General features: G+C 35.8%; 14 protein-coding genes. 8 read left to right on the top strand and 6 right to left on the bottom strand.

The window, feature by feature from the left end; all coding sequences use genetic code 11:
• Nucleotides 1-9: 9 nt before the first annotated feature.
• Nucleotides 10-1,404 (bottom strand): hypothetical protein, encoded by a 1,395-nt coding sequence (locus ACRD62_RS17710; protein ID WP_430821445.1) that lies wholly within the window; start codon nucleotides 1,402-1,404, stop codon nucleotides 10-12.
• Nucleotides 1,405-1,461: 57 nt separating this feature from the next.
• Here ACRD62_RS17710 and ACRD62_RS17715 point away from each other — a divergent pair, with 57 nt between their 5' ends.
• The 4 genes from ACRD62_RS17715 to ACRD62_RS17730 all read left to right on the top strand — a co-directional run bounded on the left by ACRD62_RS17715 (nucleotide 1,462) and on the right by ACRD62_RS17730 (nucleotide 6,147).
• Nucleotides 1,462-2,379 (top strand): EamA family transporter, encoded by a 918-nt coding sequence (locus ACRD62_RS17715; protein WP_430821446.1) that lies wholly within the window; start codon nucleotides 1,462-1,464, stop codon nucleotides 2,377-2,379.
• A 675-nt stretch (nucleotides 2,380-3,054) separates the two neighbouring features.
• Nucleotides 3,055-4,449, top strand: a complete 1,395-nt coding sequence (locus ACRD62_RS17720; protein ID WP_430821447.1) for a tetratricopeptide repeat protein — start codon at nucleotides 3,055-3,057, stop codon at nucleotides 4,447-4,449.
• A gap of 28 nt (nucleotides 4,450-4,477) precedes the next feature.
• Entirely contained in the window at nucleotides 4,478-5,398 is a 921-nt protein-coding gene (locus ACRD62_RS17725) for a DUF368 domain-containing protein (protein ID WP_430821448.1), read from the top strand.
• Between the two features lie 2 nt (nucleotides 5,399-5,400).
• The gene (locus tag ACRD62_RS17730) at nucleotides 5,401-6,147 is read left to right on the top strand and encodes a shikimate dehydrogenase family protein (RefSeq protein ID WP_430821449.1); all 747 of its coding nucleotides are present in this window, start codon (nucleotides 5,401-5,403) and stop codon (nucleotides 6,145-6,147) included.
• Here the strand turns inward: ACRD62_RS17730 and truA are convergent.
• Nucleotides 6,142-6,927, bottom strand: coding sequence for a tRNA pseudouridine(38-40) synthase TruA (truA, locus tag ACRD62_RS17735; RefSeq protein WP_430821450.1), 786 nt, complete (start codon nucleotides 6,925-6,927; stop codon nucleotides 6,142-6,144). The genes ACRD62_RS17730 and truA overlap by 6 nt on opposite strands.
• Nucleotides 6,928-7,096: 169 nt before the next feature.
• Here truA and ACRD62_RS17740 point away from each other — a divergent pair, with 169 nt between their 5' ends.
• The 4 genes from ACRD62_RS17740 (at nucleotide 7,097) to ACRD62_RS17755 (ending at nucleotide 9,347) form a co-directional block, all read left to right on the top strand.
• Nucleotides 7,097-7,549, top strand: coding sequence for a nuclear transport factor 2 family protein (locus ACRD62_RS17740; protein ID WP_430821451.1), 453 nt, complete (start codon nucleotides 7,097-7,099; stop codon nucleotides 7,547-7,549).
• A gap of 24 nt (nucleotides 7,550-7,573) precedes the next feature.
• Nucleotides 7,574-7,990 carry a hypothetical protein gene (locus ACRD62_RS17745; RefSeq protein ID WP_430821452.1) on the top strand — a complete coding sequence of 139 codons (417 nt, stop codon included), beginning with the start codon at nucleotides 7,574-7,576 and terminating at the stop codon, nucleotides 7,988-7,990.
• A 105-nt stretch (nucleotides 7,991-8,095) separates the two neighbouring features.
• A complete protein-coding gene (locus tag ACRD62_RS17750; protein WP_430821453.1) occupies nucleotides 8,096-8,716 on the top strand; it encodes a protein-L-isoaspartate(D-aspartate) O-methyltransferase in 621 nt (206 codons plus the stop codon).
• A 43-nt stretch (nucleotides 8,717-8,759) separates the two neighbouring features.
• Entirely contained in the window at nucleotides 8,760-9,347 is a 588-nt protein-coding gene (locus ACRD62_RS17755; protein WP_430821454.1) for a glutathione peroxidase, read from the top strand.
• Between the two features lie 133 nt (nucleotides 9,348-9,480).
• On the opposite strand, the gene ACRD62_RS17760 is transcribed toward ACRD62_RS17755, so the two are convergent.
• From ACRD62_RS17760 to dnaA, 4 genes are all read right to left on the bottom strand, one after another.
• Nucleotides 9,481-11,592 (bottom strand): M3 family metallopeptidase, encoded by a 2,112-nt coding sequence (locus ACRD62_RS17760; RefSeq protein ID WP_430821455.1) that lies wholly within the window; start codon nucleotides 11,590-11,592, stop codon nucleotides 9,481-9,483.
• Between the two features lie 41 nt (nucleotides 11,593-11,633).
• Nucleotides 11,634-12,524, bottom strand: coding sequence for a carbon-nitrogen hydrolase (locus ACRD62_RS17765; RefSeq protein ID WP_430821456.1), 891 nt, complete (start codon nucleotides 12,522-12,524; stop codon nucleotides 11,634-11,636).
• A 7-nt stretch (nucleotides 12,525-12,531) separates the two neighbouring features.
• The gene (locus ACRD62_RS17770; RefSeq protein WP_430821457.1) at nucleotides 12,532-13,545 is read right to left on the bottom strand and encodes an agmatine deiminase family protein; all 1,014 of its coding nucleotides are present in this window, start codon (nucleotides 13,543-13,545) and stop codon (nucleotides 12,532-12,534) included.
• 112 nt (nucleotides 13,546-13,657) lie between these two features.
• Nucleotides 13,658-15,088 carry a chromosomal replication initiator protein DnaA gene (gene dnaA, locus ACRD62_RS17775; RefSeq protein WP_430821458.1) on the bottom strand — a complete coding sequence of 477 codons (1,431 nt, stop codon included), beginning with the start codon at nucleotides 15,086-15,088 and terminating at the stop codon, nucleotides 13,658-13,660.
• Nucleotides 15,089-15,204: the final 116 nt, after the last annotated feature.

The following is a 15,204-nucleotide window of genomic DNA, read 5'->3' on the forward strand; positions in this document are numbered from 1 at the left end:
TACCTATCATTAAACAGGACTTCTATATAAATATTTACCACAACAACCTTCTTTAGTAAAATTTTCCCCATCATAAACCATATTACCCCGGGCAAAAACAAAATCAGGGCGACCATGCAGCTTTATACTCTTACTTTCACCTTTCATTCCTACAGGAAAATTACAATATAAATTCCTCTCAAAATCAGGATCCCAGATTACGATATCAGCATCTGCTCCTATCTTCAATACACCTTTTTTAGGATAAAGACCAAATAATTTTGACTGCCTGCCAGAAACAATTGAAGCAAATTCTGAAATAGTAATATTTCCTTCAACAACACCGGCAGTATAAACAACTGAAAGAAAATTCTTCAATAAAAAAAACTCATCAGGCCGATTATTAACCTGACTGTCTTTCACAATTCCTTCTCCTGATAAATTTATTAAAGGACGGGCTAAAAAATAATGAGGCTCATGTAGCAGCTCCCATAATTTATCAGTTGGTATTAATGTTAAACGATTAGCCAGTGAAAAACCTGAGAAAATAGAGTCCTCATTGACTTCATACCGATCCTGCCCTCCAATATTATATGGAAAAACTAATTCCGCTGTAATCAGTCCATACTCCTTAAATTCATCAATTATATCCAATTGCTCCTTAAAACTCAGTCCAAGAAGACATAACCGACATCCGTACTTAATAATTTTACTAATAATAAATCTGAATTGCCTCAAGTGCTCATCGATCGACTCCTTGTATTTCACATCCAATTCCGGATGACCGTACCCTATTATTTCAGGCTGCTGCATTTCAAGTACAATAACCAAATCGAAATAAGCAATTACCTGTAATAATTCATCAAGCTTTGCCTGGCTGTATGATTCCAATAAGGGCCACTGAAGAAAGAATGATGTAATCCCCTCGTGCGAATAGCAATAATCAATATCTTTCGCCGTCATCCCTTCCCACCCCTGCAATGCAAGATGAAAACTATAATCAGGTACAACAAAAAACTTTTTATTCCGTCGATTAATTAATTCACTAGTAGCATTTAATGAATAACCTGGCATCATTGTCTCAATAATGGCTGTTGTTCCACCCATCACTTCAGCCTGATTAAATCTCACCTGTATATCACTCTCTACCTGACACAACTCACCAAAAGATATACTTGTATCAATAGCTCCAGGCAACAGATATTTTCCTCCAGCATCAATCACAGGAGTTTCAGGCTCAGGTCTTTCCAAACCATTACCAATAGCAACAATCTTATTATTGCCAATTAACAAATCGCTCTCCACCACCTCATCATCACTTATAATTTTACCATTCTTTATGAGTACATAATCCATAACAAGGTGTTTTATACCAAGATAAATATTTCCGTTAAGCTTTGCAAAAACAACACTGAATGTTGCCATCAAATTAACGTTAAGAAATCTTACGAACGTTTCGCACTCCACTTAAAAGCATTAGTTTTGCGAAAATTTTTTCTGACCATGTGGTTTTTATACGCTATTGTTTCTGCCCTCTTTTTAGGTATTTATGATGTTTTGAAGAAAGTATCGGTTAACGATAATGCTGTATTTCCAGTATTATTAGTAAGCACCATGTCTTCTGCATTTTTATTTCTTCCCGTTTTTATTTTATCCAATAATGGAATTTTAAATGAAGGCGATTTACTCTTTATTCCTCATGCTGACGGAAAAACTCATCTTTTCATTTTTGCCAAGGCAGTTTTGGTTCTCACCTCATGGATCTTTTCCTTTTTTGCATTAAAACATCTACCATTAACTGTTGTAAGTCCAATCAGAGCTACTGGGCCTTTATGGACTTTAATCGGAGCTATTTTAATTTTTGGTGAACAACTAAATATGCTTCAATGGATTGGATTAATCATAACTCTTGCTTTTTTCTATCTTTTTTCAACCATTGGTAAACTAGAAGGTCTTTCTTTAAAAAACAATAAATGGTTTTGGTTTATTATTCTGGCAACCCTTACCGGCGCTGCAAGTGGTTTGTATGATAAATATCTGATGACCAACCTCGACCGCATGGCTGTGCAAAGCTGGTTTTCTGTTTATCAGGCTCTTTTAATGGTTCCAATTGTATATTTAGTATGGTATCCACAGCGTTCAAAACACAGTCCTTTTAAATTTCGTTGGAGTATACCTCTGGTTGGAATAATGCTGGTAATTGCCGACTTTGCATATTTTTATGCATTAAGCAATCCCGAAGCACTTATTTCTGTAATTTCTGCCCTTCGCAGAGGAAGTGTAATTATTGCTTTTGTATTCGGCGCTATCCTGTTTAAGGAAAAAAATATCAAACAAAAAGCAATCTACCTCACTGGTATTTTAACAGGTATTCTACTTCTGCTTCTGGGTTCAATGTAGATAACTCAAACCTTTAAAATGAGTCTCAAATTTTGTAATCTAAAATCTGACTGCCCGATTTCGAACAAGCACTTGTATCATAACCGAACAAAGATTAGCAGGTGACAGAACACCATGAATTTAACTAACACATTGATATCATTACCATTACAAAACATGGCACATCAATTGTAAATTCATTCTGCGGTTTGCAAAGGCAAATACCGGAAAATGCAAATAGTACACACAACTAAGCTTAACCGGACAGAAAGTTTAAACTTTCAAATTCATTAAATTACTGCCAAGGTAAAATGAAGAGTGACCCACTCAAGAAAATGGCGATTTCTTAACACTTGCAGAACGAACTGAAATGTAGAACACATTTTCGTTCTAACTTCATTTCAACCCCAGGCGATCGCTTGTAAGATTAAAGTGCACAATTCTAGTGTTTTGGCGATAAAGGTGCAATTTCTCTTCAGGCAAGGAGGCTGATACCCAACCCTAGTACAGCCTCTTTTTTTTAAACACTCCTTAATGTTAAATATCCCCAATGCACTAGCCTCTTTTGAGGCTTTTGTTTTTTGGGGTAATTCACACTCAATAAATCGTTAATAAACTGTTAGTATAATTCAATACCATTGAATTGTAATAATTGAATTATTTAATATTTTTGTTGCATAAACAATGATTAAATATATGCAGGATTTCTTGCACACAAACCATGATGATGTACTTGAGGCAGTAGAACGATTTGAAAGAATGATCAGTACTGACAAAGAAGTTTACTTCGATGTTCATCAGGTTGAAAATATTTTTGATTTCTATCTGGAAAAAAGTTTGCTTAAACAAGCTGAACAGATACTTCAAATAGGATTGCGACAACACCCTCAATCCACCACCCTCCTTGTGAAAAAAGCTGGTCTTTTGGCCGATGACAATCACTTGGACGAAGCCCTTGATTTATTATTACAGGTTGCTCCGATTGAAAACACCAATACCGAAGTTTTCATCACCATGGGATGGGTACTGCTTCAAAAGAATGACATTGCCAAAGCGGTTAAATATTTTAAAAAAGCTGTTAACCTTGCGTTTGATGACGAAGAAGATATTTTGCTTGAAATATCATATAATTTAAATCAATCAGAAGTTTATACTGAAGCTGTATATTTTCTTGAAGAATTGATACAAAAATACCCTAATAATACCAACGCTTTATTTGAGTTGGCTTTTGCACTTGATAAAATAGGAGAAAGAACCAAAAGCATCAGCATTTACGAGAAGCTTCTTGAGATAGATCCTTTCTCAGAAAATGCCTGGTACAACATTGGTATTTTATATAATAAGGAAGATCGTTTTATTGAGGCCAGTCAGGCATATGATTTTACCTTAGCCATTAACCCATATCATAGCGAGGCATACTTTAACAAAGGTAATAGCCTGGCACATAAAGGATGTTTTGCTGAGGCTCTGGATGCATATATAGAACATGTAAGTCTGATTAAAGATGTAGTTCTTACCTATCAATACATTGCTGATTGCTGGGAACAACTTGGGAACTATGATATGGCAATTCGCTTTTATCGCCTGGTAACAAAAGAACTACCTGAAAGCGGTGATGCCTGGTATGGCATTGGAACAGCCCTGATGGAAAAAGAGGATTTCAAAAACGGACTGCAGGCCATTGATCAGGCCATATCCATTAATCCAATGAATGCCGATTACTGGTTTGCACATGCCCGTGGTTTATTTGAATTAGACCAGGCTGAGGATGCAACCCGCAGTCTTGAAAATGGATTAAATATTGATCCTGAAGAGCTAACCGGATGGATTGAGTTGATTAAACTGAAAATGGGATTGGACAAGGATTTTATCCCTAAACAGTTCTTAGTAGAATTAAAAGAACAATACCCTGATATTGCAGCTGTTAGTTATTTGGCTGTTATCATTCATTATCAATATTTGAATGACACAGACAATGCGGTTGAAGAATTAAAAACAGCACTGGATTTAGACTCCACATTATTAAGCTATTTATTGGAGGAATTACCCACTTTACAATCCATCCCTGAATTCAAGTCAATTCTGCCTTAACTTTTACAATACCATATATAAGCTACTTATGAGTATGCCTAACATTACTTTTTATTTAAAAACTGCCTTAAAAGGAGCAGCCATGGGAGCAGCAAATGTTATTCCGGGTGTTTCAGGTGGAACTCTTGCCTTAATTACAGGAATCTTCGAACGCCTGATAAATGCCATTAAGTCATTTGATGTTACTGCAATAAAACTGCTATTCTCAGGAAAATTTAAAGAATTTGCCAATCATATAGATCTTGGTTTTCTGGTTTCATTATTTGCCGGTATTGGATTAGCTATAATCTCACTGGCCAAGCTTTTTAAATACCTTTTCGAAAATCATCCAATTTATATCTGGGCATTTTTCTTTGGTCTGGTGTTGGCATCTGTATACTTCGTAGGCAAAACGGTGAAAAACTGGAATATATCCAGTATTATAAGTCTGTTAGTTGGAACTGGAGTAGCAATTGCAATCTCTGTTTTAACACCCGCATCCGAAAACAGCTCATTTATTTACCTGATTATCTGCGGAGTTATTGCTATATGCAGTATGATACTCCCCGGACTCTCAGGTTCATTTGTTTTGATTCTACTAGGTAATTATCAATTGGTAATGATTAATGCTGTAAGTGAATTGAATCTGAAGGTACTTTTCCCAGTTGGATTAGGGGCAGGCGTTGGATTAATCGCTTTTTCTCATTTTCTGTCGTGGCTATTGAAAAAATATCATAATCAAACCATTGCCTTGCTGACTGGTTTTATTGCGGGATCGTTGGGAGTGCTTTGGCCATGGAAGGAACCTGTTACCAAAATATTTGGTGATAAAATCAAAACAGTTGGCTACGATTATAATTTTCCAGATATGAATTTGAGCTTTCTTTTGGCCTTGTTTTTTATTATTTTAGGCATAGCAAGCATTGTTGCAACTGAATTAATTGCCAATAAAAAAAATCAAAACGCATAGTCATGAAAACTTTTGGTCTGATCGGTTATCCTCTTGCTCAATCTTTTTCGTACAAATATTTCACTTCTAAATTCAAAAATGAGAACATTGACGCCCGTTTCCTGAATTTTGAAATACCAACAATTGAAGAATTTCCAAGCCTGATTGACCATCATCCATATATAGCAGGATTATCTGTTACCATTCCATACAAGGAAAAAGTTATTCAGTACCTCAATGAATTGGATGTAACAGCAGAAAAAGTAGGAGCTGTTAATTCCATAAAAATTACCTGGAAAGATAAGAAACCCTACTTTAAAGGTTATAATACCGATTTGATTGGTTTTAAAAATTCAATTTTACCATTTATAAAAGATCATCATAAAAAAGCTTTGGTATTGGGAACAGGTGGTGCAGCAAAAGCCGTAGCTCACGCCCTTGAGATGCTTGGCTTGGAATATAAATATGTCAGTAGAAAAGAGGATACTGATAATCTAATTAATTACTCCTCTCTTACACCTGATATTCTAGATGAATATAAGGTAATTGTTAATTCCACTCCGGTTGGTATGTATCCTAATATTGATGAGTGCCCGGATATTGATTACAATTGTATTGGTAAAAACCACCTGCTTTTTGATTTAACTTACAATCCCGAGAACACGAAATTTATGCAGATGGGAGCAAAAAATGGTGCTGCCACTAAAAATGGACTGGAAATGCTTCACTTACAAGCAGAAGCTTCGTGGGCAATCTGGAACGATCTATAAATCAACCTGCACGGGAGGTTTCTTTTTAATCGGCTGAAACAATTCCTCAGGATATTCAACATCAACCAAAAACAAAGCCTGAGGTGGAACTGAAGTACCTGCCATTGATCTGTCTTTTGCTTCTATAATTTCGCAAAACTGATTAATCGACATTTTACCACGCCCCACTTCCAGTAATGTACCCACAATGGCTCGCACCATATTTCGTAAGAAACGGTCGGCTTTGATTACAAAAACAAACATATCTTCTTTGTCGACCCACTGAGCCTGCATGATCTTACAATTATTGGTTTTAGTATCGGTATGCAGCTTACTAAAACTTGTAAAATCAGTATAGTCAAACAATTTACGGGCAGCTTCATTCATCTTTGTTATATCCACATTAAATGTTGGTCTATAGGCTATATCATTAAAGAATGGAGTTTTGAATGGTTTAAGATAATAATGATATGTTCGCGAAACAGCACCAAAACGACTATGAGCGTCATCATTTACAGGAAATAAAGTATAAACCACCACATCATTTCTAAGAATCCGGTTCAATCGGTGTAGAATAAAATCGGTATCACCAATTATCTGTTCACAATCAAAATGGCACACAAAATAAGATGCATGGACACCCGTATCCGTTCTACCAGCTCCAACAACATTAACCTCCTCTCGAATAGCCTTATACAGCGCATCATTAATAACTTCCTGTACACTTATAGCATTGGGCTGAATCTGCCACCCATGATAGTTCTGCCCGTTATAGGCCATTTCCATAAAATATCTTGGCATACCAACTAAAAAATTTGTACAAAGAAACAAAAAAAGCCAGACCTTAAGAACTATAGTTTTTGTATTGACACCGCTATCGCTTTTTAGTAACTTAATTAACCATCCGGAAGACAAGTGAAAGACTGAATAAGGAAGATTAAAGATGTTACTAACCTCAAAAACCGACACCATGAATACACTGAATGCACAAATCAGAGATTCGGAAAAGGTAGCTCCTATTAAGGACACTTTAAGTAGAATGTTGCGGGCTCAGGAAGAAGGAGATCTATATACTTTCGCAACAACTTTTGCCCACAACAGCGACCTTGTAAATATTGGAACCGATTTGGATGAAATATGGTATGGCTGGAAAGACTTCTATTCGTGGATGGAAGCGGCTATTACCGACCGCAAGGGATATACCATAACAGCAAAAGACACACACATAAGCCTGAGTCAATCAGGAGATGTAGCCTGGTATTCACAGCTGCTTGACACCTGCTACGAAACCAAAGGCGAACCATTTAATCTTGAGGGATTCAGACACACAGGGGTTATGGAAAAAAGAGATTCGAAATGGGTAATTGTACAAAGCCATGTATCAGCACCTTATAAAAACAACGCACAACACCCGCTTGATTAATTATTATTTTAAACTTTCATCTTTATGAAACGAGAAATTGGAATTTGGTTAAACTCAACCAAAGCTATCCTGGTTGATTTAAACAACGGCAATCAATCCGTAAAAACTATTGAATCAGACATTGAAAGCAGAACCCGTTTTCCGGGTGAAGGCAAAGATTTCTCAAGGCTTGGTTCGATGCAGGTAAACCCCAGTAAGAAACAAACCAACAGAAAGAAACATCAACTGCATCATTATTTTGAAGAGATCATTCACAACCTTGAAGATGCTTCCAATATTTTTATTTTCGGACCATCTCAAACTAAAAATCTATTCGAAAAGGAACTAAAGAAACACCATAACTTTCATAATAAACTAATTGCCATAGAAAACTCAGATAAATTGACACAAAAGCAATTGATTGCAAAAGTCAAAGATCATTTTGAACATATGAAATCATAACACAAAAAAATAATCCGGGTAAACATGCCCGGATTTTTATTTATGCAACTAATATTAATAGTCATAATACTAAACACACTCCAACTTCAATTAAATGAAGTAGATATGAGAGAAAAAATGGTACAAACACAGATAATTGACAGAGGAATAACTGATACTGAGGTTATCAAAGCAATGCTAAATGTACCACGCCATTTTTTTGTACCCGAAAAACACAAATCCAAAGCCTATTTCGATTGTCCACTTCCTATTGGTTACAACCAAACTATTTCTCAACCATATATTGTTGCATTCATGACTGAAAAACTGAATTTGAACAGCAAGGATAAAGTGCTTGAGATTGGAACCGGCAGTGGATATCAGTCAGCCATTTTATCTCAAATTGTTGACAGTGTATTTACCATTGAGATCGTAAAAGAGTTGTCGATTGTTAGTAAACACAAATTAGAAACAGGTGGATACACCAATGTGTTTTGCAGGCAAGGTGATGGCTATAACGGATGGCCAGAACATGCACCCTTTGATGCTATTATTGTAACCGCTGCTCCAGATAAAGTACCCGAACCTTTATTGGATCAACTGGCTGAAAATGGCAGATTAATTATACCAGTAGGTCCTGTTAATAACACACAACACTTAAATTTATACATTAAAAAAAATGGTAAAATAAAGCAGCAAAGCCTTTTAACAGTGAGATTTGTACCTTTCATCAGAGAAAAGGAATAGGTAGTTTAAAACATTCATATCTCTGTCCAAACCTTTCCTCAACATGATTGTTATATATCTGAATTACAAACATTATAAACTGATTATGTACAGAATTATTTTAACTCTAACACTTTTTTTATCACTTACGTTGGCTATGACCGGACAGACAAGTAAATCGTTCTATGACTTTACTGTAAAAGATATTGATGGCAAATCATTTGATCTTGCTGAATTAAAAGGCAAAAAAGTAATGGTGGTGAATGTAGCAAGTAAATGTGGTTTGACTCCTCAATACGAGCAATTACAAGAGCTCTATAAAGAATATGGTGGAGATAATTTTATCATTATTGGATTTCCGGCCAATAACTTTTTAGGACAAGAACCAGGAACAAACAGTGAGATAAAGACTTTTTGTAGCGTTAATTATGGTGTTACTTTTCCCATCATGTCTAAAATATCGGTTAAAGGAGAAGATATGCACCCATTATATAAATGGCTGACCACAAAAGATCTTAATAACTTTGAAGATAGTGAGATAAAGTGGAATTTTCAGAAATACCTTATTAATACAGATGGAACCATTGCTAAAGTAATTGCTCCAAAAACCAAACCTTACGATCAGGAAATAATTGACTGGATTAAAAATTAAAAGTTGTCACCCTCCTAATTTATGCTACACTATCCCAATGCATTCATTTAATAAGGATGACAACTTTTACTAAAAAACGAAGAGGATTGACAAATTATTATCAATCCTCTTTTCTTTATTTTAAATTCTTCTCTTAGTTCAATCCTCTCTTTGAAAGAAGCGCATCAACAGTAGGTTCTTGTCCTCTGAATTTAACATACTGAACCATTCCTTCATCTTCTCCACATTCTGATAAGCAGTACTTTCTAAATTTAGCTGCCAACTCAGGATTAAACAAATCTCCAGATTGTTTAAAGGCATCAAAAGCATCCGAATCAAGCACTGCAGCCCAAATATATACGTAATAACCTGCTGAATATCCGCCATCAAAAATGTGTCCAAAATAGGTAGTTCTATAACGAGGGATTATTTCATCTATTAAACCAATTTTGTCCATTGAAGCTTCTTCGAATTGAAGAGCATCTTCAACTTTAGTTTCAGTTGTTAAACTATGCCAATCCATATCAAGAATTGATGCAGCCAGATATTCCACTGTTATAAAACCCTGATTAAAATGGCCACTATTTTGGATTTTCTGAATCAAATCATCAGGTATAACCTCTCCTGTTTCGTAATGCTTCGCGTAATGCCTTAATACTTCTGGTTCGGCAGCCCAGTTTTCCATAATCTGTGATGGTAATTCCACATAGTCCTGTGGCACAACTCCAGCCGTTCTTTTATATTCACCTGTTGTGAACAATCCATGCAAAGCATGCCCGAATTCATGAAACAGGGTTGACACTTCATCAAAGTTTAGTAATGCCGGAGTATCTCCTGTTGGTTTTGTAAAATTACAAACTATCGATACCAGAGGAGCTGTCTTCTCACCATCACGAGTAATCGATTCCCGAAAACCTGTACACCAAGCTCCTGGTCCTTTGCTGTCACGCGGATGATAATCAAGATACAACAAACCAAGATGTGAACCATCAGCTTCTTTAACCTCAAATACTTCAACTTCCGGATTATAAACCGGAACACTGTTAATGGATGAAAAAGTTATTCCATATAATTGGTTTGCCACCCAAAACATGCCATCACGAACATTGTCCAACTTGAAATAAGGTATTATTTGCGACTCATCAAGATCATATTTGGCTTTTCTCAGCTTTTCGGCATAATACCACCAATCCCAACTCTGCAAATCAAAATCGCCTCCTTCTGCATCAATAATAGCTTGCATCTCTTTCAGCTCATTTTTTGATTTTTCCAAAGCTGGCACCCAAAGCTGATTTAAAAATTCATAAACCTTCTCAGGTGTTTTGGCCATGTTATCATCAATCACGTATTCAGCATGAGTATTATATCCCAATAAATTAGCTCTTTCAGCACGGATTGCAGACATCTGAACAGCAATCTCTTTATTATCAAATTCGTTGTTATTGTTACCACGCATGAAATATCCGCGATAGATTTTTTCTCTCAAATCACGATTCTCAACATACTGAAGAAAAGGAATCAAACTTGGCTTCTGTAATGTAAACATCCATTTACCTTCCTGACCATTTTGTTTTGCAGTAAGCGCAGCTGCCTCAACAACACCAGACGGTAGTCCAGCTAAGTCGGCTTCATTGTCAATAATCAGACTAAAATTTTTGTTTGTTTCGGCCAATTGATGTTCCCCAAATTTTAATTGAAGCATGGCAAGCTGCTCATTCAGCTTTTTCAGTTTTTCCTGATCATCAGCATCCAATTCTGCACCATTTCTCACAAAATCTCTATAATATTTCTCAACAACCCTGATCTGAGAAGAGGTTAATCCCAAAGACTCTCTTTGATCATACACAGCTTTCACTTTTTGGAAAAGCTCCATATTCATAGAGATATTATCGCGATGCTGAGTCATCAGAGGTGTAACTTCACGGGCAATAGCCTGAAGTTCATCATTATTATCTGTCTCTTTAACATTATAAAAAACACTGCCAACTTTAGTTAATAATGAACCTGACTTATCAAAAGCAAGGATCGTATTCTCAAAACCAGGAGCATCTTCATTTTTAACTATTGCATCAATCTCCTTTTTTTGTTGCTCAATACCCTCTTTAAAAGCAGGCAAATAATGTATCTCCTTAATCAAATCAAATGGAGGCGCCTTAAATTCTGTAGTATATTCTTCAAAAAAAGGATTTTTTTCCTTTTCACTTGAATTTTGACATGATGTAACCATAATGCTCAAAACAATAAATAAATAACTTAACTGTTTCATTCTTTTCGTAGATTTTAAATTCAGATATGATGGTTTAAATTTTAGTCAATAAATCTTTTGATAATGTTGCCATAAGCATCAATTCTTCTATCCCTTAAAAATGGCCAGATCCGACGTACATCTTCACTTCGCTTCAGATCAACTTCCAGTATAAGATTACAATGTTCATTGGCCGGAGCCTGCGCTAAAATTTCGCCTTGAGGACCTGCTACAAAACTGTTTCCCCAAAACTGTATTCCATCAGAATGACCAGTCGGATCAATTTCGTGTCCGGTTCTATTAGCAACAATCACTGGTAAACCATTAGAAACAGCATGAGCTCTTTGTGCAATTGTCCATGCTCCCAACTGACGATCCTGTTCATCCGAAGTATCATTAACATCCCAACCAATTGCGGTTGGATAAATCAATAATTCAGCTCCTTTCAATGCCATCAAACGGGCTCCCTCCGGATACCACTGATCCCAACAAACCAGAACTCCAAGCTTACCTACAGATGTTTCTATAGGTTCAAAACCAAGATCTCCCGGAGTAAAATAAAATTTTTCATAAAAGCCGGGATCATCAGGGATATGCATTTTTCGGTATTTGCCAGCAATGGATCCATCCTTTTCAAAAACAACGGCAGTATTGTGATATAATCCGGCAGCACGTTTTTCGAATAAGGAAGTCACTAAAACAATACCTAACTCTTTTGCCAACTTTCCATAAAACTCGGTAGATGGTCCGGGAATAGGTTCAGCCAAATCAAAATAATCAACTGTTTCGTGCTGACAGAAATAAAGGCTGTTATGTAATTCCTGTAGTACAACCAATTGCGCTCCTTTTGCAGCACAATCACGTATATTACGATCCAATAATTTACAGTTATCATTAACCGAATCAACGTTCGATTGCTGAATAACACCCACTATTAATTTATCTTGTTTCATGATTAATCTATTTTACAAACTCTTTAGGATACTGCATGGTGATACAATGCAATGAACCATGCTGTTTGATCAAAGGTAAACAATTGATTCCAACTATCTCACGATCAGGATAGAGCTCTGCCATTATCTTTTTAACTTCTTCGTCTTTTTTTGAGTTATAAAACGGAACCAATACTTTTTTATTGATAATTAAAAAGTTAGCATAAGTAGCAGGTAATCTGTCTTCTTCGTCATACACCGCATCCGCCATTGGCAGTTTAACCAACCTGTAAGGTTCTCCGTTGTCTTGTCTGAAGTCCATCAACTCTGTTTCCATTGCCTTTAAACTGATGTAGTGTTCATCATTCTCATCTTCACAAGCAACGTATGCAATGGTATCTTCACTAATCAAGCGAGCCAAAGTATCAATATGACTATCAGTATCATCACCTGCCAGATATCCATTATCCAACCATAATATTCTATTAGCACCTAAACGCTTTTTCAATTCATTTTCAATCTCCACTTTAGAAAACTGAGGATTTCTTTCGGGAGACAACAAACATTCTGAAGTAGTTAGTAGGGTTCCTTTGCCATCCGATTCAACACTTCCACCCTCAAGAATAAAATCCAGATTATCAGAATATTCAACCTCTGGTTTAAATACACCAGCTTTAAATTTCCGTTGGGTGATATCATTGTCTTTATTGAATTCAAACTTGTTACCCCAGGCATTAAATCCAAAATCAAGCAAAACAGGTTTTCCATCTTCAAAAACAGAAATACCTCCATGGTCTCGAGCCCAAGTATCATTAATTTCACTCTCAACAACCACAATATTTGCATTTCCATCAAACATCTGTTTGACAGCACTTACATCCTGTGTAACAATTAATACTTTCTGATCTTCACTAATCTCATCAGCAATACTTTTAAATACCGGGATTACTTCTTCCAGAATATCTTTCCAATCTGTGGAAGCATCCGGCCATGTCAACTGAACAGCACTTTGTTCATACCATTCTGCAGGAAACTCTCTCATTTAGTAAAAATTATAACAAGGCAAAAATAATTAAATTGGGGAGTAAACGATTACAAACAAAAAAAGACATCCAAAAAACGGATGTCTTTTTTTGAAAGTTAGCGTTTTCAAGTTATGATTTCAATTGAGCCTCAATTTCTTTGATCTGCCCTTTAAAATCTTTATCGGTTTCAATTAAATTGTTCACAGCTTTACAGGCATGTAATACCGTTGCATGATCTTTCTTACCAATTTTAGCACCAATGGTCGACAATGAAGAATTGGTTAGTCCTTTACTGAAATACATGGCAACCTGACGAGCCTGTACTATTTCGCGTTTACGTGTTTTAGATTGCAACAAATCCAGATCCAATCCAAAATAGTCACATACTGTTTGCGAGATCGATTCAATCGAAATTTCTCTTGATGTCTTTTTAACAAGCTTATCAATGATGCCTTTAGCTGTTTCGAAGTTAATTTCCTTCTTGTTCAATGTTGCCATGGCCAACAAAGAAATTAAAGCACCTTCCAACTCCCGAACATTGTTGATAACATTACTGGCAATGTAATACACAACATCTTCCGGCACGGTTAAACCATCATTATAGATTTTACGGTTTAAAATTTCAACACGTGTTTCGAAATCCGGAACCTGCAAATCAGCAGATAAACCCCATTTAAATCTTGACAATAAACGATCTTCCATTCCAGCCAATTCAACCGGAGCCTTATCACTGGTAATAATTAACTGCTTACCTGTTTGATGCAAGTGATTGAAAATATGGAAGAATGTATTTTGAGTTTTTGTTTTTCCTGCAAATTCATGAACATCATCAATGATTAATACATCAATCATTTGATAAAAATTCAGAAAATCATTTTGTGAATTATTCCTTACCGAATCAGTAAACTGAGTCTGAAATTTATTGGCATTAACATACAAAACCGTTTTTTCCGGCATTCTACGTTTCACTTCAATACCAATGGATTGTGCAAGATGTGTTTTTCCCAATCCTGAGTTACCATGAAGAAACAACGGGTTAAAAGCTGTTTTACCAGGATTTTTTGCAACTGCCATTGCAGCATTTCGTGCCAGGCGATTACAATCTCCTTCAATGTAATTCTCAAAATTATAGTCATTGTTTAACTGAGGATCAACATTTAACTTTTTTATCCCGGGTATCACAAAAGGGTTTCTTATATCAGGTCGGTCCTGATTAGTACTAACCGAAACAGGTCGATTACGCAAATCTGTTTTGTTAGTAGTTGGGAAATTTAAAGTATATGGTTTCCTGTTATTAATATGACTATTGTCCATCACAACATTATATTCGAGCTTAGCATTAGACCCCAGGCTTTTTCTAAGAGTCTTGCTTAGCAAATCGATATAATGCTCTTCCAGATATTCATAGAAGAATAAACTGGGAACCTGTATTGTTAGGATGTCTTTATCCAACTTAACAGGCTTAATAGGCTCGAACCAGGTTTGGTAACTAGTTTGGGGTATATTGTCTTTTATCACCTGAAGACAATTCGACCAAACATTAGAGTAATCGACATTCATTCTTTTTTGTTTTCCTTTTTAAGCTTTATGTTCAACACTATCCCTTTTCCAAAAACAAAATTTGTGATAAAAAAATGGAAAAAAAAATATTAATTTTCTTGACATTCTCAATTTTA

Source organism: Carboxylicivirga caseinilyticus (assembly GCF_050589785.1).
Taxonomy (GTDB): Bacteria; Bacteroidota; Bacteroidia; order Bacteroidales; family Marinilabiliaceae; genus Carboxylicivirga; species Carboxylicivirga caseinilyticus.

What these genes read in the sequence shown, in the direction of transcription:
- ACRD62_RS17710 (WP_430821445.1), bottom strand. Translation starts at nt 1,404, where the DNA reads ATGGCAACATTCAGTGTTGTTTTTGCAAAGCTTAACGGAAATATTTAT.
- ACRD62_RS17720 (WP_430821447.1), top strand. Translation starts at nt 3,055, where the DNA reads ATGCAGGATTTCTTGCACACAAACCATGATGATGTACTTGAGGCAGTA.
- ACRD62_RS17725 (WP_430821448.1), top strand. Translation starts at nt 4,478, where the DNA reads ATGAGTATGCCTAACATTACTTTTTATTTAAAAACTGCCTTAAAAGGA.
- ACRD62_RS17730 (WP_430821449.1), top strand. Translation starts at nt 5,401, where the DNA reads ATGAAAACTTTTGGTCTGATCGGTTATCCTCTTGCTCAATCTTTTTCG.
- truA (WP_430821450.1), bottom strand. Translation starts at nt 6,927, where the DNA reads ATGCCAAGATATTTTATGGAAATGGCCTATAACGGGCAGAACTATCAT.
- ACRD62_RS17740 (WP_430821451.1), top strand. Translation starts at nt 7,097, where the DNA reads ATGAATACACTGAATGCACAAATCAGAGATTCGGAAAAGGTAGCTCCT.
- ACRD62_RS17745 (WP_430821452.1), top strand. Translation starts at nt 7,574, where the DNA reads ATGAAACGAGAAATTGGAATTTGGTTAAACTCAACCAAAGCTATCCTG.
- ACRD62_RS17750 (WP_430821453.1), top strand. Translation starts at nt 8,096, where the DNA reads ATGAGAGAAAAAATGGTACAAACACAGATAATTGACAGAGGAATAACT.
- ACRD62_RS17755 (WP_430821454.1), top strand. Translation starts at nt 8,760, where the DNA reads ATGATTGTTATATATCTGAATTACAAACATTATAAACTGATTATGTAC.
- ACRD62_RS17760 (WP_430821455.1), bottom strand. Translation starts at nt 11,592, where the DNA reads ATGAAACAGTTAAGTTATTTATTTATTGTTTTGAGCATTATGGTTACA.
- ACRD62_RS17765 (WP_430821456.1), bottom strand. Translation starts at nt 12,524, where the DNA reads ATGAAACAAGATAAATTAATAGTGGGTGTTATTCAGCAATCGAACGTT.
- ACRD62_RS17770 (WP_430821457.1), bottom strand. Translation starts at nt 13,545, where the DNA reads ATGAGAGAGTTTCCTGCAGAATGGTATGAACAAAGTGCTGTTCAGTTG.
- dnaA (WP_430821458.1), bottom strand. Translation starts at nt 15,088, where the DNA reads ATGAATGTCGATTACTCTAATGTTTGGTCGAATTGTCTTCAGGTGATA.